The sequence below is a fragment of the Jiella sonneratiae genome (genome assembly GCF_017353515.1).
In the GTDB taxonomy this organism is placed as follows: domain Bacteria; phylum Pseudomonadota; class Alphaproteobacteria; order Rhizobiales; family Rhizobiaceae; genus Jiella; species Jiella sonneratiae.
In genome coordinates, this window is sequence record NZ_JAFMPY010000004.1 from 99,733 (window position 1) to 120,394 (window position 20,662).

Annotated in this window: 20 protein-coding genes; 2 read left to right on the forward strand and 18 right to left on the reverse strand. The window is 68.8% G+C overall.

Annotation, left to right across the window (positions count from 1 at the left end):
- Positions 1–145: 145 nt before the first annotated feature.
- From J1C47_RS04510 to J1C47_RS04555, 10 genes are all read right to left on the reverse strand, one after another.
- Positions 146–1,036 carry a proline iminopeptidase-family hydrolase gene (locus J1C47_RS04510; protein ID WP_207349537.1) on the reverse strand — a complete coding sequence of 297 codons (891 nt, stop codon included), beginning with the start codon at positions 1,034–1,036 and terminating at the stop codon, positions 146–148.
- A gap of 219 nt (positions 1,037–1,255) precedes the next feature.
- Positions 1,256–2,656: an amidase gene (locus J1C47_RS04515; protein WP_207349538.1), complete on the reverse strand. Its 1,401-nt coding sequence runs from the start codon at positions 2,654–2,656 to the stop codon at positions 1,256–1,258.
- 25 nt (positions 2,657–2,681) lie between these two features.
- On the reverse strand, positions 2,682–2,984 hold the full coding sequence (locus J1C47_RS04520) for a putative quinol monooxygenase (protein WP_207349539.1): 303 nt from the start codon (positions 2,982–2,984) through the stop codon (positions 2,682–2,684).
- Positions 2,981–4,498, reverse strand: coding sequence for an amidase (locus J1C47_RS04525; protein ID WP_207349540.1), 1,518 nt, complete (start codon positions 4,496–4,498; stop codon positions 2,981–2,983). The genes J1C47_RS04520 and J1C47_RS04525 overlap by 4 nt, the downstream gene beginning before the upstream one ends.
- A 79-nt stretch (positions 4,499–4,577) precedes the next feature.
- The gene (locus J1C47_RS04530; protein ID WP_207349541.1) at positions 4,578–5,282 is read right to left on the reverse strand and encodes an ABC transporter ATP-binding protein; all 705 of its coding nucleotides are present in this window, start codon (positions 5,280–5,282) and stop codon (positions 4,578–4,580) included.
- Positions 5,279–6,019: an ATP-binding cassette domain-containing protein gene (locus tag J1C47_RS04535; protein ID WP_207349542.1), complete on the reverse strand. Its 741-nt coding sequence runs from the start codon at positions 6,017–6,019 to the stop codon at positions 5,279–5,281. The genes J1C47_RS04530 and J1C47_RS04535 overlap by 4 nt, the downstream gene beginning before the upstream one ends.
- Before the next feature lie 4 nt (positions 6,020–6,023).
- The gene (locus J1C47_RS04540; RefSeq protein WP_207349543.1) at positions 6,024–7,088 is read right to left on the reverse strand and encodes an ABC transporter permease subunit; all 1,065 of its coding nucleotides are present in this window, start codon (positions 7,086–7,088) and stop codon (positions 6,024–6,026) included.
- Positions 7,089–7,091: 3 nt separating this feature from the next.
- Positions 7,092–7,958 carry a branched-chain amino acid ABC transporter permease gene (locus tag J1C47_RS04545; RefSeq protein WP_207349544.1) on the reverse strand — a complete coding sequence of 289 codons (867 nt, stop codon included), beginning with the start codon at positions 7,956–7,958 and terminating at the stop codon, positions 7,092–7,094.
- Between the two features lie 72 nt (positions 7,959–8,030).
- A complete protein-coding gene (locus tag J1C47_RS04550) occupies positions 8,031–9,272 on the reverse strand; it encodes an ABC transporter substrate-binding protein (protein WP_207349783.1) in 1,242 nt (413 codons plus the stop codon).
- 99 nt (positions 9,273–9,371) lie between these two features.
- Positions 9,372–10,409 (reverse strand): substrate-binding domain-containing protein, encoded by a 1,038-nt coding sequence (locus J1C47_RS04555; RefSeq protein ID WP_207349545.1) that lies wholly within the window; start codon positions 10,407–10,409, stop codon positions 9,372–9,374.
- Between the two features lie 364 nt (positions 10,410–10,773).
- On the opposite strand from J1C47_RS04555, the gene J1C47_RS04560 reads away from it, so the two are divergent.
- Positions 10,774–11,208 carry a MarR family winged helix-turn-helix transcriptional regulator gene (locus J1C47_RS04560; RefSeq protein ID WP_207349546.1) on the forward strand — a complete coding sequence of 145 codons (435 nt, stop codon included), beginning with the start codon at positions 10,774–10,776 and terminating at the stop codon, positions 11,206–11,208.
- Between the two features lie 66 nt (positions 11,209–11,274).
- Here J1C47_RS04560 and J1C47_RS04565 read toward each other — a convergent pair whose 3' ends face one another.
- Complete coding sequence (locus J1C47_RS04565; RefSeq protein WP_207349784.1) at positions 11,275–12,471, reverse strand: aminotransferase class V-fold PLP-dependent enzyme; 1,197 nt, start codon at positions 12,469–12,471, stop codon at positions 11,275–11,277.
- A 94-nt stretch (positions 12,472–12,565) separates the two neighbouring features.
- On the opposite strand from J1C47_RS04565, the gene J1C47_RS04570 reads away from it, so the two are divergent.
- Complete coding sequence (locus tag J1C47_RS04570) at positions 12,566–13,357, forward strand: IclR family transcriptional regulator (RefSeq protein WP_207349547.1); 792 nt, start codon at positions 12,566–12,568, stop codon at positions 13,355–13,357.
- A 43-nt stretch (positions 13,358–13,400) separates the two neighbouring features.
- On the opposite strand, the gene J1C47_RS04575 is transcribed toward J1C47_RS04570, so the two are convergent.
- The 7 genes from J1C47_RS04575 to J1C47_RS04605 all read right to left on the reverse strand — a co-directional run bounded on the left by J1C47_RS04575 (position 13,401) and on the right by J1C47_RS04605 (position 20,607).
- Positions 13,401–13,913: a RidA family protein gene (locus J1C47_RS04575; RefSeq protein WP_207349548.1), complete on the reverse strand. Its 513-nt coding sequence runs from the start codon at positions 13,911–13,913 to the stop codon at positions 13,401–13,403.
- A 6-nt stretch (positions 13,914–13,919) separates the two neighbouring features.
- Positions 13,920–14,933, reverse strand: coding sequence for an ABC transporter ATP-binding protein (locus J1C47_RS04580; protein WP_207349549.1), 1,014 nt, complete (start codon positions 14,931–14,933; stop codon positions 13,920–13,922).
- Positions 14,926–15,927 carry an ABC transporter ATP-binding protein gene (locus tag J1C47_RS04585; RefSeq protein WP_207349550.1) on the reverse strand — a complete coding sequence of 334 codons (1,002 nt, stop codon included), beginning with the start codon at positions 15,925–15,927 and terminating at the stop codon, positions 14,926–14,928. The genes J1C47_RS04580 and J1C47_RS04585 overlap by 8 nt, the downstream gene beginning before the upstream one ends.
- Positions 15,924–17,033: an amidohydrolase family protein gene (locus J1C47_RS04590; RefSeq protein ID WP_207349551.1), complete on the reverse strand. Its 1,110-nt coding sequence runs from the start codon at positions 17,031–17,033 to the stop codon at positions 15,924–15,926. Before J1C47_RS04590 ends, J1C47_RS04585 begins: the two co-directional genes overlap by 4 nt.
- 8 nt (positions 17,034–17,041) lie before the next feature.
- On the reverse strand, positions 17,042–17,902 hold the full coding sequence (locus tag J1C47_RS04595) for an ABC transporter permease (protein ID WP_207349552.1): 861 nt from the start codon (positions 17,900–17,902) through the stop codon (positions 17,042–17,044).
- On the reverse strand, positions 17,902–18,843 hold the full coding sequence (locus J1C47_RS04600; RefSeq protein ID WP_207349785.1) for an ABC transporter permease: 942 nt from the start codon (positions 18,841–18,843) through the stop codon (positions 17,902–17,904). Before J1C47_RS04600 ends, J1C47_RS04595 begins: the two co-directional genes overlap by 1 nt.
- A gap of 243 nt (positions 18,844–19,086) precedes the next feature.
- Positions 19,087–20,607, reverse strand: coding sequence for an ABC transporter substrate-binding protein (locus J1C47_RS04605; protein ID WP_207349553.1), 1,521 nt, complete (start codon positions 20,605–20,607; stop codon positions 19,087–19,089).
- Positions 20,608–20,662: the final 55 nt, after the last annotated feature.

Consider the following 20,662-nt stretch of genomic DNA (forward strand, 5'->3'; position numbering starts at 1 on the left):
GGAATCACGCGGATGACGGATGAAACCATGCCGCGTCGGCCCGCCCTCTGCAAACCGCCCGCCGCCTCGGCCGGAGGAGGCGATCGCAGGCGCCGCTGCGCAGAGGGAAGGCCGCGGCGTTTCCGGCGTGCCGGATCCGGAAAGATCAGCCGGTCCCGCGCCGCTTCAAAAAGTCGAGGATGACCGGGAAGAAGGCGTCCGGCTCCTCGAAGAAGGGCATGTGGCTGGAATTCGGGAACACCTTCAGCTCGGCGTCGGAAAGTGCGTGCTTCATCCGGGCGGCGCAGGCCGGGGTCAGCTCGTCGTGCTGGCCGACGGTGATCAGCACCGGCACCTTGATCCGGTGAAGGTCGGGAATGCGGTTCCAGTCTTTGATGTTGCCGACATAGAGGAACTCGTTGGGCCCCTGGATGGTCTCGTAGGGCTCCATGTTCCAGTCGGAAAGCGAGCGCACCACCGGCGCCGGCCATTCGGCGAGGCGGCAGACGTGCCGATGGTTGAGGATGGTGATCGCCGCCTGGTATTCGGGATGGGAGAGCGTGCCCTCAGCCTCGTGCCGCTGCATCATCGCGACGGTCTCCGGCCCGAGTGCGCCGCGCAGCCGCTCGAGTTCGCCGCACAGATGCGGAATGTCCGCGACGGTGTTCTCGAGGACGAGGGTCTTCAGCGCCGACGGATGGGTGAGGGCGTATTCGATCGCCAGCCAGCCGCCCCAGGACTGGCCGACGAGATGCACCCGGCCGAGGCCGAGCGCCCGCCGCACGGTCTCGACCTCCTCGACATAGCGGGTGATGGTCCAGAGCGAGGCGTCGCTCGGCCGGTCCGACGCGCCGGTGCCGAGCTGGTCGAAGGCGACGACCCGGAAGCCGTGATCGATCAGGCAGGAATGGGAATCGCGCAGATAGTCGCAGGGAAGGCCCGGCCCCCCATTCAGCAGCAGGACCACCTCATCGCCGCTGCCGAAGCTGTAGGTGACGACCCTGTGCCCCGCCACCTCGACGGCGCGCCGTTCGTCCGGTTCGATCTCTCGCCACATGTCGGAGCCCATATGTTGGAGGGTGGCCGCGTCGCTCCGGTCGTCCGGCGCATCGTTCGGAGGCGGTCGCCGGTCCGGTGCGGGCGAAGCGGTGCCACGGGTCCGCGACCGTCGCAGGCGACCCGAGATTGCCCGCCGCCGCGGCCGAAGTAAACGCCGGGAGCGCGGGCAGGCCGCACCCGTTGCGGCGGCTCTCCGCGGCCTCCCCGACCGCGGACCTCAGACCGCCGGCGGCGGGGCTTGCGGACGGCGGGTATGCCAGTCGGTCTGGGTCTGGAAGGCATGGGCCGCGGTGGCGAGCAGCCCTTCCGAAAGCGGCGCGCCGGCGAGCTGCATCGACAGCGGCAGGCCGTCGCTGTCGAAGCCGTGCGGCAGGGTGATCGTCGGGAAGCCGGAGAAGTCGAAGGGCGCGGTGAACCGCAGCAGCCTGACGAGAACCTCCGGGTCGTCGCCGAAGGCGGCGAGATCGGTCAGGCTCGGCAGGCGCATCGGCATCGTCGGGATGAGGAAGGCGTCGATGTCCGTAAACATCGCCGCGAGCGCGCCGTTGAACGTCAGCCTCTCGTGCAGGATGTCGCAGAGATCGAGGCCGCCGAGCGCGCGGCCTTCCTCGATCAGTCCGGCGAGTTCCGGGCCATAGTCGTCCTTCCTGGCCGGATAGGTGTCGCGGTGGGCGATCGCGGTCTCGACCGCGCACATCGGGATCCACAGGCTGACCAGCCTTTCATGCGGCGGAAAGCGCACCTCGCGGATCTTCGCGCCGAGCGATGAGAACACCGCCTCGGCGGCGGCGAGCGCCGCAGCGGCCTCCGGGTCGATGCCCTCGAAGGCGTAGCTGCGGTCGATGCCGATGGTCATGCCTCTAACGCCGTCGCGCAGCGCCGCGAGATAGTCCGGCACCGGCGCCTGCAGCGCCGTCGGATCGTTGCGGTCGGCCCCGGCGACGACGCCGAGGATCGCCGCGGCGTCGCCCGCCGAGCGCGCCATCGGCCCGACATGGTCGAGCGAATCGGCCAGCGCGAAGACGCCGTGGCGCGAGACCCGGCCCCAGGTCGGCTTGATGCCGGTCAGGCCGCAGGCGGCGGAGGGAAAGCGGATCGAGCCGCCGGTGTCGGAGCCGAGGGCGCCGTAGGCGAGGCCGGCCGCCGGCGCGACGCCGGAGCCGCTCGACGACGACCCGGCCCAATAGGCCGGGTTCCAGGGGTTGAGCGGGGCGTCGACCTCCGGATGGTGGGTGGTGTAGGCGCCCTCGGTCATCTTCAGCTTGCCGAGGATCACGGCGCCGGCGGCTTCCAGACGCGCGACGACCGTCGCGTCGTGGCCGGGCACGAAGTCGCGGTGGATCTTCGTGCCCGCCGTCGTCGGGGCGAAGGTGGTGTAGCAGAGGTCTTTGACCGCGACGGGCACGCCGTGCAGCGGCCCGCGCCAGATGCCCCGGGCAATCTCGCTCTCCGCCTGCCTGGCCTTCGCGCCGGCCCGCTCGGCGAGCACCGCCGCATAGGAGCGGTGGCCGGCGTCGAGGGCCTCGATGCGCGAAAGCATCGCTGCCGTCACCTCGACCGGCGAGACCTCGTGGCGGCGGATCGCCCCGGAGACCTGGAGCAGCGTGTCGTATTCCATGGCGACAATCCTCGTTGCGGCGGGGTCAGGCGCCCTTCGCCGAGATTTCCGCGGCGGTGACGAGCACGACCTTCCCGGCGAGGATCGGCTCGGCAACGGCGAAGAAGGCGGCGACGGCGGCCGAACCGTTGTGCCGGTGCATCGCCGCCTCGTCGGCGAAGCGCTCGTAGGTGGTGAAGCGGCAGGGGTCGGCCAGATCCTGCGACACGAAGAAGCCGACGGTCTCGGGCTCGTTCGCAGCGACGTGGTCCGCCACCTTGAGGAGGGCGTCGCGCATGACGCCCTCGCTTCCCGGCGCTGCCGTGATCACGGCGGTGATGGTGATCATCCGAAGGTCTTCCAGTCGCCTTCCGCCTCGAAGGCGGCGGCGGCCCGGTAGATGGTCGATTCCGCATAGTCCCGGCCGACCAGCATCATGCCGACGGGCAGCCCGTCCGACAGGCCGCAGGGGATCGACATCGCCGGATGGCCGGTCACGTCGAAGGGGGAAGTGGTCGAGGTCATCTCGAAGGCCCGGGTGATGATCTCCTCCAGCGGGGCGTCCTTGCCGGGGATCGGCGTCGCGACGCAGGGCAGCGTCGGCATCAGAAGGAGGTCGTAGTCGGCGAAGAGCGCGTCGTAGGTGGCCTTCACCTTGATCGCGATGTTGTGGGCCTTGGCGTAGTAGCGGCCGCGATAGTGGTCGAGGCCCCATTTGCCGACGAGCATGGTCAGCTTCAGCGTCTCGGAGAGATCGTCGGCCTTGTCGCGCCAGGCCGAGTGGGCGTCGAGAAGGCCGACGTCGTAGCGGCCCTTCCAGTTGAAGCCCATGCCGTTGCCGAGCATCATCTGGGCGGTGAAGCCTTCGAGCGTGATCGGGATCCAGATCGCCCGGGCGAGTTCGTGCTCGGGCAGCGAGACCTGCCTGACGGTCGCGCCGAGGCCGGCGAGGCGCTCGGCCCCGGCCCGCACCTTGTCGGCGACGCCCTCCTGCATGTTGGGGACGCTGAAGCCTTCCGCGAGGACGCCGATCTTCATGCCCTTCACGCCCTCGCCGAGCGCCTCGGTATAGGCCGAGACCTTCGGCGCGTACTGGCGCGGGTCGAAGCCGTCGGCACCGGCCAGCACTTCGAGGAGGAGGGCGTTGTCGGCGACCGTCGCGGTCATCGGCCCGGTGTGGTCGATGGTGTTCTCGATCGGCATCACGCCGGTATAGGGCACGAGGCCGTGGGTCGCCTTCATGCCGTAGATGCCGCAATAGGAGGCGGGAATGCGGATCGAGCCGCCCTGGTCGCCGCCGATCGCCATGTCGACCTCGCCGGCCGCAACGAGCGCGGCGCTGCCCGAGGACGAGCCGCCGGCGGAATAGCCCATGCGGTGCGGATTGTGGACCGGCGCCGGATCGGAGGTGTGGCTGCCGCCGGAGAGGCAGAAATGCTCGCAGACCGCCTTGCCGAGGATCGTCGCGCCGGCATCGAGCATGCGCGTGACGATGGTGGCGTCCCCCGCCGGCACGAAGCCTTCCAGCGTCGAGGCGCCGTTCATCATCGGCACGCCGGCCAGCGTGACGTTGTCCTTGAGGACGACGGTCTTGCCGGCGAGCTTGCCCGAGGGCGCGCCCTTCACCTCGCTCTTGTAGTACCAGGCGCCGTAGACGTTCTCGGCGCCGCTCGGCCGGTAGCCGGGCGTGCGCGGATAGCGCACCGCGGGGATCGGATCCGGGGTGGCGTCGACGACGTCGTAGGCGTCGAAGTTGGGCGCCATCAAAGCGAGGTATTCCGCCGCCCTTTCCGGCGAGAGCGAAATGCCGACGGAGGCTGCGAGGTCGCCGATGTCCTCGGCGGTCGGTCGGGTAATGGCCATGACTTCTCCCTTCTCGCGAACGAGTTCCTGCTGCGTGTGATGGGTGGCGGTATTCCGCCCGCGGGCGGATGCGCGGTGATCAGGCTGCCGTCATCGCGACGTCTCCGGAGAGCAGTCTTTCGCGGTCGACCTCGCCGGTGATCCGGCCCTTCTGGATCGACAGGACGCGGTCCGAAAGCTGGGTGATGAAGTCGAGATTCTGCTCGACGATGATCATCGACAGCGCCCAGCGCCGGCGCAGCGTCTGCAGCGTCTCGATCATTTCCTCGATGATCGACGGCTGGATGCCCTCGGTCGGCTCGTCGAGAAGGATCAGCTTCGGCCGCGCGCAGAGGCAGCGGGCGAGCGCCAGGAGCTGCTGCTCGCCGCCGGACAGCGCCCCGCCGCGCCGGTCGAGCAGGCGCTTCAGCCGCGGAAAGTCCTCCAGCACGCCGTCGATGACGCTACGGTCCTCTCGCTTCGCCGCGGCGAGCCCCATCCTCAGGTTCTCCTCGACGCTGAGGGTCGGAAAGATCTCCCGCCCCTGCGGCACGAGGCCGAGGCCGAGGCGCGAGCGCTGGTGGGTGGCGAGCCGGGTGACGTCGGTGCCGCCGAAGCGGATGCTGCCCGCCGTCGCCGGGATCGTCCCCATGACGGTGCGCATCAGCGTCGTCTTGCCCATGCCGTTGTGGCCGAGGATGCCGAGAAACTCGCCCTCGGCCATGGCGAAGGAGACGCCCGCGAGGATCGGCACGCGCCCGTAGCCGGCGCGCAGGCCCTCGACCGTCAGCAACTCGCCCGTCATGCCGCCACCTTCTTGCCGAGATAGACGTCGCGCACCCGGCTGTCGGCGAGGACCGCCTCCACCGTGTCCTCCATCATGATCCGTCCCTGGTGGAAGACCGTCACCTTCTTGGCGATCATCTTGATGAATTCCATGTCGTGCTCGACGACGATCAGCGCCCGTGTGCGGTTGATCTCGCGGATGATCTCGGCGGTGCGCGCCGTCTCCTCGTCGGTCATGCCGGCGGCCGGCTCGTCGAGCAGGATGAGCTCGGGCTCGGCCGCGAGCACCGTGCCGATCTCGACCCACTGGCGCTGCCCGTGGGAGAGCTGGCCGACGATCGCCTCGGCGAGCCCGCCGAGCCGGATCCGCTCCAGCACCTCGTCGACGATCGCCGCCGCCCGCTTGGCGGAAGCCTCGCGGCGGGCGGCCCGCGCGGCCGCGAGCCAGACGTTCTCCCGGACCGAGAGGCCGTTGAAGACGTTGGGGATCTGCGTCTTGATGCCGATGCCGAGCCTGGCGATCTGGTGGGGCAGGTTGCCGGCGATCGGATGGGTGCGGAAGCGGATCGTGCCTTGGGTCGGCGTCAGCTGGCCGGTCAGCATCTTGAAGAAGGTGCTCTTGCCGGCGCCGTTCGGGCCGATGAGGCAGCGCAGTTCCATCTCCTCCAGCGCGAAGTTCACGTCGTCGTTGGCGACGACGCCGCCGAAGCGCATGGTGAGGTTGCGGGTTTCGAGCAGCGGGGCGATCTCGGCCATCGTCTCACTCCGCTCCGACGGGGTGGCCGCCGGGCAAAGCGTGGGTCTCCTCGCCGGCCGGGCGGCGGTTCCTTTCGCGGGCGAGGCGGCCCGCGGCGAGGAGGAGGTCGCGCACCGTCGGCACGAGGCCCTTGGGCAGGAGCAGGACGAAGACGACGAGGATCGCGCCGAGGACGAGGTTGGCGTTGAATGCCTGCTGGGTGCCGATCTGCGAGACGAGATATTCGATCAGGAAGCAGCCGACGATCGGGCCGATCAGCGTGCCGAGCCCGCCGATGCAGATCCAGATGATGATCTCGGCCGACAGCGACAGGGCGAAGATCGTCGGCCCGACGAAGGCGCCCCAGTTGACGTAGAGTGCGCCGGCAAGGCCCGCGACGCCGCCGCCGACCACGAAGACGAGGAGCTTGACGAGCCGCGGGTCGTAGCCCAGGAGGGCAGCCCGCGTCTCGTTCTCGCGCACCGCGATCGCCACCCGCCCGAAGGACGAGCGCAACAAGAGCCGCAGCCCGAGATAGACCGCGATCAGCGCCCCGCCGGTGACGTACCAGGACTGTTCGGGAAACAGGATCGACGACGGGTCGAAGGGCATGTTGAAGGTCGGCACGGCCGGCATGCCGTTGAAGCCGCCGAGCCGCGCCGAACCGATCGCGTAAGCGTCGCCCGCCGTCGAGTTGAAGACGTTGAAGAGGATCAGCGTGACGGTGAGGGTGATGACGCCGAGATAGACGTCGCTGATCCGGCCGTAGAAGACGAAATAGCCGAGCGCCAGGGCGAAGAGCGCGGGAACGAGCACGGCGAGGAGGATCGCCGGCGTCGAATCCTGGAAGTTGATCGCGGTGACGGCATAGGCGTAGGCGCCGAGGCCGAAGAAGGCGGTCTGGCCGAAGGAGAGGATGCCGCCGAAGCCCCAGATGAAGCCGAGGCTGAGGGCGAGGACGGCCATCGAGCAGAACAGCGTGAACTGCATCAGCTGGAACAGGTCGACATAGGACGGCATCACCGCCACCGCGACGCATGCGGCGAGGATCGCCAAGGCCTGGAGGGTGAGTTTGACGGGCCCGTTCATGGTTCAGATCGTTCCCTTGAAGAACCGGCCGGAGATGCCCTGCGGCAGGAGGCGGATCAGCACGATCGCCGCGAGGAAGAGGACGACCTCACCGTAGACCGGGGTCGTCAGATAGGCGCCGAGCTGGTTGACGAGGCCGAAGAGGGCGGAAGCCGAGCTCGTGCCGGAGATGATCGCCGCGCCGCCGCCGACGACGGTGATGAAGGCCTTCGCGACGTAGGCGCCGCCCATCACCGGGGTGATGCCGGAGACCGGCGCGAGGACGCCGCCGGCAAGGCCGGTGACGGCGGCGCCGAGCGAGAAGGTCGCCATGTAGATGCGGGCCGGGCTGACCCCGAGGACGGCCGCCATCTCCGGATTCTGCATCACCGCGCGGGCGATCAGCCCGAAGCGCGTGTAGCGCAGGATGGCGTAGATGAGGACCAGCATGACGAGGGCGACGGCGAGCAGGAACAGCGTGTACCAGGAGGTGCGGTAGGCGCCGATGGAAAAGCCGCCGAAGGGCGTCGCGACCCCTTGCATGGTGTTGCCGAAGATCGTCGTCACCAGCCCGACGATGAGCAGGCTGAGGCCCCAGGTCGCCAGCATCGAATCGACCAGCCGCCCGTAGAGGAAACGGATCAGGCAGCGCTCGACGACGAGCCCGACGAGCCCGACGAAGAGCGGCGCGACGACGAGCATGGCGACGAAGATGTTGACGCCGGCATTGGCCGAGATCACCGCGGCATAGGCGCCGAGCATGACGAACTCGCCATGGGCGAGGTTGATGATCCGCATCATGCCGAAGATGATCGCGAGGCCGAGGCACAGGAGGAACAGCGATGCTGCGCCGTTGACGACGTTGAGCGCCAGGATGGCGGCGAGGTCCATGTCGGTCGTCTTCCGTAGGGCGTGGGGGCGGGCGGGGCGGGGAGCGCTTGGCCCCCCGCGCGGCGCAGCGCGTCAGGCCTTGATGTCGATGACGTATTGCTGGTTGTCGGCCGGATTTTTCAGGAGGTCGCAGACGCTCGCCGTGTCGGACGGCGGTACGGCCTTGAAGGTCTCGAGGACGTTCCACTTCTTGTCCTCGACGACGGCGAGATAGGCGTTGCGCACGGTGTGGTGGGTCGCCGGGTCGAGCTTCACCTCGCCGCTCGGCCCCTTGTAGGAAACGCCGGTCTCGAGCGCCTCGATCACCTTCATCCGGTCGAGGGAGCCGGCCTTCTTGACGCCTTCCGCCCAGAGATAGAGCCCCTCGTAGGTCGCGGCCGTGAGCTCGCTGATATAGGGGATCTGCGGCCAGCGCTTCTTCAGCTTCTCGACGAAGGCCTTGCTCTCCGGCGTGTCGAGCTCCTCGTAATAGCCGTAGCAGCCGTAGATTCCCTGGCTGACCGCGGCCTCGACGGTCGAGGGTTCGTTGACGAGGCCGAAGGTCGTCGAGGCGATCGGGATCTGGTCCTTCATGCCGGCCGACTGCCACTGCCGGTAGAAGGAGACGTGGTTGCCGCCCACCAGCGCCGACAGGATGAGGTCGGGCTTGGCCTCCTGGATCTTCGAGATCGTCGGTCCGAAATTGGTGACGTCGAGGGGGAAGAAGTCGACCGACAGGACCTCGCCGCCGTTGTCCTGCATGTATTTGGTCATCCACTTGGCGGTGATCTGACCGTAATTGTAGTCGGCGGCGATGATGTAGGCCTTCTTGCCGCTCTTCTTCATCGCATAGGGCACGAGCTTCTCGACCGTCTGGGCCGGCGTGGTGCCGGTGCAGAAGGTGTCGCGGTCGCAGACGCCGCCCTCGTAGAGCACGTTGTAGAAGTAGAGGACGCGGAAGCGGTCGAAGGTCGGGCGGATCGCCTCGCGCGAGGCCGAGGTGATGCCGCCGTGGACGACGTCGACCCGGTCCTTCAAGGCGAGCTGCTGAGCGTATTGCGAATAGAGCTGGATGTTCGACTGGGTGTCGTACTGGATCAGCTTCAGCGGCCGGCCGAGCAGGCCGCCGGCATCGTTGATCTCGGCGATCCCCTGTTCCATCGCGGTGACCATGGTGACGCCGGAGGAGGCGATCGCGCCGGACTGGTCCAGAAGGCTGCCGACCTTGATGGGGTCCTCGCTGCCGAAGGCGTAGCGCGTCGAGATCCCCGGCGCTGCGAGGGCCGCGGAGGCGGACACTGTCGTCTTCAGGAACTTGCGGCGTGAAATCGTCATCATGGGACCCTTCGGAGGACGGAACATCGGTTCCACGAAGACAATTGAAAACACAAAATTTGAAAATGCAAACGTTTTTTGCAGTGCGGTGGAAACCGCCTAGCGGATGAAGGCGAGATCCAGACCGTCGACAGCCGCAAGGTGGATCGGCTGGCGTTTCCCCGCGACCGCCGGCTCGTCAGAGCCCCGCGCCGTCGAGCGCTGGAAGGTGCGGCCGAGCTCGCGCACGACGGCGGGCACCGCCAGTTCGCCGGCGGCCTCGGCAAGCGCGAGCAGGCAGTGGATGCCTTCGTAGCAGGACTGGCCGAAGGCGTTGGCGGGGGGCGGCGTCTCGCCGAAGCGGCCGTGATAGCGCTCCAGAAAGCAGCGGTTGTTGCGCGAGGAAAGCGCGGCGAAATAGCCCGAGGAGAGGTAGAGGTTCTCGGTTGCGTCCGGCCCGATTCCGTAGAGCACCGTCTCGTCCACCGCCGAAGAGAACCGCAGCACCTTCGCCGCCAGCCCCTCGGCCGCGAAGGCGCGGTTGAAGGTGACGGCCTCCGCTCCGAGGAAATAGGGCACCACGGCGTCGGCGCGGCTGCGGACGATCTCGCCGAAGAGGAGATCGTAGTCCTCGAAGCCAAAGGGCACGATCCTCTCGCCGACGATCTCGGCACCGCGCGACGAAATGATGCGGCGCGCCGTCGCCAGCGTCTGGCGCGGCCAGACATAGTCGTTGCCGCACAGGTAGAAGCGCTTGGCGCCCTTCTGCTCGAACAGCCAGTCGATGCCGGGCCGGAGCAGTTCCTGCGAGGTCTCGCCGACGGTGACGATCGCCCGGTCGCGCTCGCGGCCCTCGAATTGCGGCGTGTAGACGAAGGGCACGCGGCCGCCGATCGTCGCGGCGACCGAGGAGCGCTGGTAGCTCGGCATCATGCCGATCACCGCGTCGATCTCGCCGAGGACGATCGGCAGGTCGACCGCCTCGGCGGCGCTCGCCGGGGTGACGCCCGCGTCGAGCACGGTGAGCTCGACCTCGTCGCCGAGCAGGCCGTAGCGATCGTTGATCTCGTCGACGGCAAGCCGTGCGCAGGCCTCCGACGACGGGGCCCAGATCCCGGCCGGACCGCTCTGCGCGATCAAGAGCCCGATGCGAATCATTCGCTGCCCCCGGCAAGGCCTGCAAGGTCCGCCGAACGCCTCCGGCGGAGCGCGACCGAAGAGGGACGCAGCATATTTCGTGCCAGATCGCGCGGCGATGCCCGCGGCCCGCGGAGGCGGGGCCGGCCGGCGCGCCAGGGCCGCTCGCCTGGCAAGCCTCTGCGGTGCGCCGGCGCTTCAGGAGCGCCCCGGGCAAGGCAGACTGCGCGAATCCTGGGCAGTGCGCGGCGGCGGCTGCAACCTGCGGGAGCGGGCGGCGGCGCTGCCTGCAGGAAGGGTCGTTTCCCGCGTGGGCTGCGATATCGAATTGCCATGTCCCGGCGGGGACAATATATGAAAATTCCAATATCCAGGAGGGACCCCCATGAGCGGCTCGCCCGAAGCAGGCCCGATCGCGCTGTCGGATCTGATTGCCGGCGTCAACCGCCGCTTCGACGTCGCCGTCGAATCGAGGCTGAAGGCTGCGGGGGTGCGCATCGAGCACTACCGCGTCCTCGAAAGCCTGATGCGCCGCGACGGCCAGTCGATGGGGGAACTCGCGCCGACGGTCTTCGTCGACCTGCCGACGCTGACCAAGATCGTCGACCGGATGGTGGCCTCGGGGGTCGTCTACCGTGCGCCCGATCCGAAAGACCGGCGCCGGGTCCTGGTCTTCCTGTCGGAGCGCGGCCGGGCGCAGTTCGCCGACCTGAGGCCGGCGGTGGACAGCGAGCGCCGGGCGGCGACCGGGGGGCTGAGCGGCGTCGAGACCGACCAGCTTCTCGGGCTTCTCGCCGGCATCCTCAACCGGCCGCACTGAAAGTCCGGAGCCGCGGGCTCCGGGGCCGGCGCCGCGGCAGCGCGGAATATCAAGGCGCGCCGCCGGTCAGTCCGGCCAGCGCAGCGCCTTTTCCGTGTTCTGGCGCGGCGCGGCCATCGCGCCCTCCGGCCGCGGCGCCGCCATCACGCGCTTCAGTGCCTCGGCGACGATCTCGGCCTCTCCGGGATGGAGATTGCACGGGTCGAGGAAGAAGAAGCCGAGCTCGGCCTCGTGATCGCGCACGATGACCGGCGGCTCGCCGGCCGCCAGCGCCCTGGCCAGCCCGGTCGCGGTGAAGCCGCTTTCCGGCGCGACGGCGACCTCCAGCCGGTCGAGCGGATTGTGCGTCGGGTCGGGCCTGATCTCGGCGTTCAGACCGGGCAGGGCGTCGAGGGTCGTCTTCCAGAGTTCGAGGGCCGCCGTCTCGCGCGCCCTGATTCCGGCATGGTCGCGCTTTTCCCAGGCTTCGAGCGCCGCCATCACGCCGGCGATCGATTCCTTGCCGACCTTCATGCCGCGGCCGATCCCCTTGTTCTGGAGATAGGCGGCGCGCACCAGATCCTTGCGCCCGGCGACGATGCCGGAGGTCGGGCCGGAGAGGAACTTGTGGCCGGAATAGACGACGACGTCGGCGCCGCGCGCGAGGAAGCCGCGCAGGTCGTATTCCGAGGCCGCGTCGACGATCACCGGCACGCCGCGCGGCCGGCAGATCTCCACCACCTGTTCGAGGCAGATCTGGCCGTATTGGACGGTGTGATGGCTGACGACGAAGAGCAGCGCCGCCGTCCTGTCGCCGATCGCGCGTTCGACGTGATAGGGCATCACCTGCGTCGCCGTGCCGGCGAACACCACCTTGCCGCCGGCGAGGCGGATCGACTGGTCGACCGGCGCACCGTAGTTCACCGCATGGCCGAGCTGCAGGATGACCTCGTCCTTCAGCCCCTCGGTCCGGTCCGGCAGCTTCTCGACGGCGAGGAGGTCGGTGCCGGTCATCGCGCCGGCGACGCTCATCGAGATGCCGGCGGCGCAGCAGGCGGTGACGAAGCCGGCTTCGCTGCCGGTGAGCCGGGAAATCACCGCGCTCGCCCGCCGCTGCAGGTCGTCCATCTCGACCCATTGCGGGGCGATTTCGGCCATCGCCGCGATCGCGTCCTCATGGATGATCGAGGCGCCGAGCGAGGTCATCGTGCCGGAGACGTTGATCACCGCGCGAAGCCCGTGGCGGCTGCGGTAGTCGGAATTGTGCCTGGCGTCGATCGGCATGGTCAAGATCCTCTCAGAATTGGATTTTCTGGCCCGTGGCCGGATGATCGGGGAAAGCCGTCCGCCGCTTGACCCGACCCGGTCTTCCCGTTCTATGGAAGCCGGATTCGAGGAGGGCGATGTGAGCGCGACCAATGTCAGGAGCCGGACCAGCGGCATCGACCGGACGCTGCAGGTCATGGACATGCTGGTCGACCGGCGCGAGCCGATGTCGGCCTACGACATCGCCAAGAGCGTCGGAGCGCCGATCTCGACGATCTACCGGCTGGTCGACGAGTTGGTCGAGCGCGAGATGCTGTCGCGCGGGCCGGACAATCTCGTCTGGCTCGGCGCCCGGCTGATGCGCTACGGCCTCGTCTACCGCCAGCGGATCGACGCCTTCGGCCGCGCCGAGGAGGAGATGCAGCGTCTCGTCGCGCAGACCGGCGAGACGGTGCAGATCTGCACCCGCGACGGCGGTATGATGCTGGTCGTCGGCATGGAGGAGGGGCCGGGCCACTTCCAGGTCGCCTCGAGGGTCGGCACCCGCGTGCCGCTGAACTGGACGGCCTCGGGGCGGCTGCTTCTCGGCCATCTCGGCGACGAGGAACGCCGCGCCGCCTTCGCCGCCTCGGCGATGCCGTCTGCGACCGGCATGGCCGAGCTCGACCCGGAGCGGCTGTCGGCCCAGGCGCGGGCGGATTTCGAGGCGCGCCTCGCCACGCAGTTCAACGCCAGCGAATATGCCGTCGCCTGCATCGCCTCGCCGATCCGCGACGAGGCCGGCGCCTGCGTCGCGACGATCTCGATCGTCCTGCCGGACCGGCGCGCCGAGGAACGCCAGGCCGAACTCGCCGAGGCGGTCCGCCGGGCGGCGGCGGCGGTCGAGCGCTCGCTCGGCCGCTGATCCGGCGCGGCCGGCCGGCTTCGTCGCCCGATGCGTCAGGGCCTCAGCCACGTTCGAAGATCGCCTCCACCTCGACGGTGATGTTGTTCGGCAGCGACGAGACGCCGAAGGACGAGCGGGCATGCACGCCGGCAGGCCCGAACACCGCGGCCAGAAGGTCCGAGGCGCCGTCGATGACGAAGGAATGGCGGGCGAAGTCGGGCGTCGCATTGACGAGGCCGAGCAGCTTCACCACCCCGCCGACGGCGTCGAGACTGCCGCAATGGCCGCGCAGCGCCGCGAGGATGTTGAGGGCGACGATCTCGGCGTGGCCGCGCGCCGCCTCGGCGTCGACGTCGCCCCCGACCTTGCCGCGCATCAGGCTGCCGTCCTGGAGCACCGGCCCCTGGCCGGAGACGTAGAGCAGCGAGCCGCATTCCCGCACGTTGGTGAAGGACCCGATCGGCACCGGCGGCGCCGCCGGCAGCGCGATCCTGGCCGCCGCCAGCCGTGACTCGGGGGTGCCGTCGGTCTGGCGGATCGGAAAGGGCGTCGAACCAAGGGGCGTCGAACTCATGGGACCTCAGAGATTGATGCAATGGGCGAAGCGTCCCGGGCCGACGGCCACGGGCGCGGGGAAGGCCGCGGCGCAGGCTTGAAGCGCGCGCGGACAGCGGGTGCGGAAGACGCAGCCGGAAGGCGGGTCGAGCGGGCTCGGGATCTGGCCCGCCAGCACCTCGCGGTTGCGCGGGGCCGCCGGATCGGGCTGCGGCACCGCCGAGAGGAGGGCGCGGGCATAGGGGTGGGCGGGCGCGCGCACGAGCTCCCGCGCCGGCCCCGTCTCGACGATCCGGCCGAGATACATCACCGCGATCCGGTCGCAGAGATAGTCGACGACGGAAAGGTCGTGGGCGATGAACAGCATCGTCAGCCCGCGGCTTTCCCGCAGATCGAGGAGAAGGTTGAGGATCTGCGCCTGGATCGAGACGTCGAGGGCCGAGACGCTCTCGTCGGCGACGATGAATTCCGGTTCGAGCGCGAGCGCCCGGGCGATGCCGACGCGCTGGCGCTGGCCGCCGGAAAATTCGTGCGGATAGCGCTTCATCTGGTCGGCCGACAGCCCGACCTCCTCAAGCAGCGCCGCGACCCTGTCGCGCCGCTCGCCCCGCGTGCCGATGCCGTGGGCGCGCAGGCCCTCGCCGACGATGTGCTCGACCTTGAGACGCGGGTTGAGCGAGGAGACCGGATCCTGGAAGATGATCTGCATGCGCCTGCGCATGGCCGTCATCTGGCGCGGCGAAAGCGCCGTCAGGTCTTCGCCGGCAAAGCGGATCGAGCCGGCGCTCGGCTCGACCAGCCGCAGCAGCGTCCGCCCCAGCGTCGTCTTGCCGGAGCCCGATTCGCCGACAAGCCCGGTGATCGAGCCGCGCGGAATGTCGAGGTCGACGCTTTCCACCGCGTGGACCGTGCCGCGCGGCGTCTGGTAGCGCTTCGACAGGCCGCGGATCGAGAGCAGCGGTTCGCCGGCGGCGGTCTTCGCGGCCGCGGCGGTCTCGGCGGCCGCGCCGGCGGGGCGGGCGGAATGCGGCTCAGGCATCGGCGAGCACCTCCTGCGCCCTGATGCAGGCGGCGCGGTGGCGGGCGGCGACCTCCATCAGCAGGACCCGGCGCTGGCAGGCCGGCAGCGCAAAGGAGCAGCGCGGCGCGAAGGCGCAGCCGCGCGGCAGCGCAAAGAGCGGCGGCACCGCCCCCGGAATCGCCTTCAGCCGTTCCCCCTCGGGACGATCCGGCCGCGGGATCGAGGCGAGGAGACCACGCGTATAGGGATGGGCCGGGGCGGCGAACAGCTCGCCGACGCCGGCCTCCTCGACCACCGCGCCCGCATACATCACCGCGACGTCGTCGGCCATCTCGGCGACGACGCCCATGTCGTGGGTGATGAACAGGATCGACATGCCCATTTCGCGCTGCAGCCGGCGCATCAGCTCGAGAATCTGCGCCTGCACGGTGACGTCGAGCGCCGTCGTCGGTTCGTCGGCGATGAGGAGCTGGGGCGCGCAGACGAGGGCGAGCGCGATCATCACCCGCTGGCGCATGCCGCCGGAAAGTTCGTGCGGATAGCTCGACAGCCGCGAGGCCGCGGCGGGAATCTCGACGAGTTCCAGCATCTCGACGATGCGGCGGCGGCGGGTGGCCGCGTCGAGATCCTCATGCAGATCGAGCATTTCGCCGATCTGTTCGCCGATCGAGAACAGCGGGTTGAGGGAGGACATCGGCTCCTGGAAGATCATCGCGATCTCGCGGCCGCGGATCTTGCGGAACGCCCGCGCCGAAAGGCCGGCGAGATCGACGGTCTCGCCGTTGCGGCTGCGGTAGAACGCATTGCCGCCGGCAACGGCGCCGTTCGGCGGCAGCAGCCCGAGCAGCGCCAGCGACGTCACCGATTTGCCCGATCCGCTCTCGCCGACGAGGGCGAGCGTCTTGCCCGCCTGAAGCGAGAAGCCGACGTCGCGCAGCGCCGTCACCGTCCGCCCGCGGGCGCGGAAGGTGACGCGGAGGCCGTCGACGGAAAGGATCGGGGCTTTCGTCATGGCAGCCGCCGCGCCGCCTCCGTGACGCTCGCGCCGATCACCGTCCGGCGCGGCTCGACCATCCTTTCGAGGCGCAGCCGATTGCCCATGGAATCGACCGCCTCGACGTCGGAATCGACGACGTCGAACAGCGTGAAGTCCGCCTTCATGCCGGGCGCAAGGCCGGTGGAAAGACCGAGGATCGAGCGCGGCCGGCCGGTGATCGCGGCAATGCAGTCTTCCAGCGGCAGGCCGACGGCGAGGAGCTTGGCGATCGTCGTCGCCATGTCGTAGACCGGGCTGCGGATGGAGTGGAGATGCAGGTCGGTCGAGATCGACCAGGGCTTCAGCCCCTTCTCGATGGCGCGTCGCGCGACGGAAAAGTCGAAGGAGGCGCCGCCATGGCCGACATCCATGCGGATGCCCTCGCCGGCCAGCCGGATCGCATGGGCCCAGAGCTTCTCGGTGTCGGCGATCGAGCCGGCCTTCTTGCCGTTGAAGCAGTGGGTGACGATGTCGCCTTCGGTCAGGATGTCGAAGACCTCGTCGATCAGCGGCGGCGGCTCGCCGACATGCACCATCAGCGGCAGGTTGACGATCTCGGCGACGCGCTTGGCGATCTTCGCCGGCGTGATCCCCCAGCCGCCGACGATGACGCCGGAAGCCCGCACCTTGACGCCGCAGATGACGTCGCGGTTCGCCTCGATCACCGCCAGCGTCCGGTCGATGTCGATCGAGCGGAGATCGATCAACTCCGGCACCCGGTTGCAGGCGACGAGGCCGATCGAGCCGATGTTGAGGAAGGCCTTGATGGTCTCGGCGGCCGGATCGATGACGTATTCCCGAAGGCCGTGGAAATTCGCTTCGCCGGCGCTGCCGGCGTCGGCCATCGACGTGACGCCGGTGCCGCGCCCGGCTTCGGACGCCCGGATCGAGATGTCGGTGCCGCCGTGCCAGACATGGACGTGGAGGTCGCACCAGCCGGGGGAGAGATAGGCGCCGCCGCAGTCGACGGTGCGGGCGCCCTGGGGCGCTGCGGCGGCGAGGCTGCCGTCGTCGGCGACGTGGATCGCCGTCGGCGCGGTCTTAAAGCCGATCGGCCGGAAGTTGGTGAGGGTGAAGGCCATGGGGCGGGTCACAGGTCCTTTGCGAGGCGGGGGTCCAGCGCGTCGCGCAGCCCGTCGCCGATCAGCTGCAGGCTGAGCACGGCGAGCGAGATGGCGATGCCGGGATAAAGGATCAGATAGAGCGCCTGGTCGATGTACTGGCGTCCTTCGTTCACCATCGTGCCCCAGGTCGGGATGGACGGGTCGACGCCGACCCCGAGGAAGGAGAGGCCCGCTTCGGCGAGCATCGCATAGGCGAAGATGAAGGTCGCCTGGACGGTCACCGGCGAGACGATGTTCGGCAAGACGTGCCAGGCCATGATCGACAGGTCGGAGGAGCCGAGCGCCCGCGCCGCCTCGACATAGGGCAGTTCGCGGATGACCAGCGTTGCGGCGCGGACGATGCGGGCGATGCGCGGCATGTAGACGATCGACAGCGCCAGGACGACGTTGGCGACCGAGCCGCCGAGGATGGCGACGAGGGCGATGGCGAGGAGGATGTCCGGAAACGCCATCATCGCGTCGATCAGCCTCGACAGCGGCGCGTCGAGGCGGCGGAAGAAGCCGGCGGCAAGGCCGATGACGATGCCGAGCGCCGTCGACAAGAGCGACACGCCGAGCCCGATCGTGAGCGACACCCGGCCGGCGAAGAGCAGCCGCGAGAGAACGTCCCGGCCGAAGGCGTCGGCGCCGAGGAGATAGGTGCCGAAGGGCGGCGACAGCCGCGCGCGGATCGACATGCGGGCCGGATCGGCCGGCGCGATGACGGGCGCGAGCAGCGCCGCCGCAAGGATCAGCAGGAAGACGACGAGCGCGATCACCACCGCCGGACGCGCCATGAGGCTGCGCAGCAGGCCGGGATCGTCGGAGACCGATGCCGCGGCGGCCATCAGTAGCGCACCCTCTTGTCGATCAAGAGATAGAGCAGATCGACCAGGAGATTGATCAGGATGTAGAGCGCCGCGACGACGATCAGCGTGCCCTGGATGATCGGATAGTCGCGCCTGAGCACGGCGCCGACGACGAGACTGCCCATGCCGGGAATGTTGAACACGCGCTCGGTCACGACGGCGCCGGAGACGAGCAGCGCGAAGGTCAGCCCGACCACCGTGACGATCGGGATCGCGGCGTTCTTGAGGGCGTGCTTCAGGACGACGCGGGCCTCGGACATGCCCTTGGAGCGGGCGGTGCGGATGTAGTCCTCGCCGAGGACGTCGAGCATCGAGGCGCGCGTGAAGCGTAGGATCAGCGCCGAATTGACGATGCCGAGCACGATCGACGGCAGGATGAGATAGCCCATGCGGTCGAGGAAGGTCGAACTCGGCCCGCCATAGCCCGAGGCCGGAAACCAGCCGAGGCCGGTGGCGAGCCAGCGCTGCAGCACGAGGCCGGTCCAGAAGGACGGGACGGAGGCGGCGAGCATGGCGGTGGAGACCGCCCCCTGGTCCGCGAGGCCGCCTCGGCGATAGGCGACGAAGATGCCGATCGGCACGGCGATGGCGATCGAGAAAATCAGCGAGAACAAGGCGAGGAAGGTGGTCGGCTCGGCGCGCTCGGCGAGGACGGAAAGCACCGGCCGGCGGAAGAACAGCGACTGGCCGAGATCGCCCTGGACCGCGCTTAGGAGGAACTTGCCGAACTGGACGAGGATCGGCTGGTCGAGGCCGAGTTCGGCGCGAAGCTGTGCGGCGTCCTGGGGCGTCGCGTCCGGTCCGAGCATCAGCGCGGCCGGATCGCCCGGCGCGACGCGCACGATGACGAAGGTGATGGTCAGCACCAGGAACAGCACCACCACCATGCCGACGAGGCGATTGAGGACGTATTTCAGCATTGCCGGGGCCGGATCTGCGACGGAGGAGAGCATGATCCCGAAAGCGGGGGCCGGCTTTCGGAAAAGATCATGCGCAATCGAGAAGAGAGAGCGGGATGACGAGCGAGGCTCGGTTCATTCCGCCCGAGGCGGCGCCGTCGAAACGACGGCGCGCGGATGGGCTGGGAAGGCTGGGCGTCCGGGCGCGGCCGATGCGGAGCGGGCGGACGCCCCAACGCCGTCCGCCCCGCGCCGTCCCCCGCCCTATTTCTTCGCGGCGTCCCAGAAATGCGGCCAGGGAGACGGTGTGACGCCCTGAAGCGTCTTCGCCTCGCCGGTCAGGGCGTTGAAGTTGCCGACCTTGATGAAGCCGACGTCGTCGTATTCCTCCGCCTGCATCTTCGCGAACAGCGCCTGGCGCTTTTCCGGATCGGTCTCGGAGACGAAGGCGTCGACCGTCTCGTCCTTCTTCGGCTCGCTCCAGCCGATGCGCGAGGAGGGGAACCACATGTCGGTGAGGGCCGGTTCCGGCAGGAACGGCGAATGGGTGATGTAGACGTCCCAGAGCGCCGGGTCGTTGCGCCGCTGGCCGAGCGTCGCCCAGTCGACGACGTCCATCTGGACCTTGAAGCCGGCGGCCTCGAGCGCCTGCTTGGCGACCTCGGCCATCTTGTAGTGGAACTCGTATTGCCGCGAGGTCAGGATGCGCAGCGGCGTGCCGTCGTAGCCCGCCTCCTTCAGGAGTTCGCCGGCCTTTTCAGGGTCGTTCTGATTGTAGGCCTTCGTGCCTTCCTCGCTGTGCCAGGCCCAGCCTTCCGGATAGAGGGCGCCGTCGACCTTGAAGAACTTGTCGTCCCCGAAGGCGGCGAACAGCATGTCGTCGAAGGGCAGGGCGGCGAGCAGGGCCTCGCGGATCTTCTTGTCGGTGAGAAGGCCCGCCTTGTGATTGATCGCCCAGACCGGCCAGCCGAAATTCTCCAGGAGCACCGGCTTGGCCTTGTCGCTCTTCTCGATGCGGTCGTAGCTCTCCGCCGGCAGGGAATCGGCGAAATCGAACTGGCCGGAGACGAGGCCCTCGACGCGGGTGTTGGCGTCCGGCACCGGGATGAAGCGGATCTCGTCGGGAACCTGGCCGCGCTTGCCGGCCGAGCCGTTCGCCGGCTCGTCGCGCGGCACGAAGCCCTTGAAGGGCACGAGCTGCAGATACTGGTCCGGAACGTGCTCGCCATATTCGTAGGGGCCGGTGCCGACGACCTTGTCGATCTGGCCGTCGCCCTCGGGAACGATCTCGGAAGGATAGATCGCCGCCGCCGAATTGGAGAAGGCGAGCAGCGAGAGAAGCGGCGCATAGGGCGACTTCATCTTGATCTCGACGGCGAGCGGGCCCTTGGCGGTGACGCTCTCGACCTTGTCCGCGACGGTCTTGCCGCGCGAGGCGATCTTCAGCCAGCGTTCCAGCGAGGCGACGACGTCGGCGGAATCGAGCTTGGAGCCGTCGGAGAAGCTGACGCCGTCGCGCAGCGCGATCTCGTAGGTCTTGCCGTCGTCGGAAATCTTCGGAAGATCCTTGGCGAGCAGCGGCGCGACGTTCCACTCGCCGTCGAAGGTGTAGAGCGTCTCGACGACGTGCTGGGTGACGATCGAGACGACGTCCTTGGTGGAGACCATCGGATCGAGCGTATCCGGCTCGCCGACGATCGCGACGTTGATGACGTTCTTCGCCAACGCCGGGACGGCGACGGTGGCGAGTGCCGCGGCGAGCACGATGGACAGGGATCGCTTCATGCACCTATTCCTCTATTAGAGAATGCCATCCATAATAGAAGATGTTGGTCTGGAC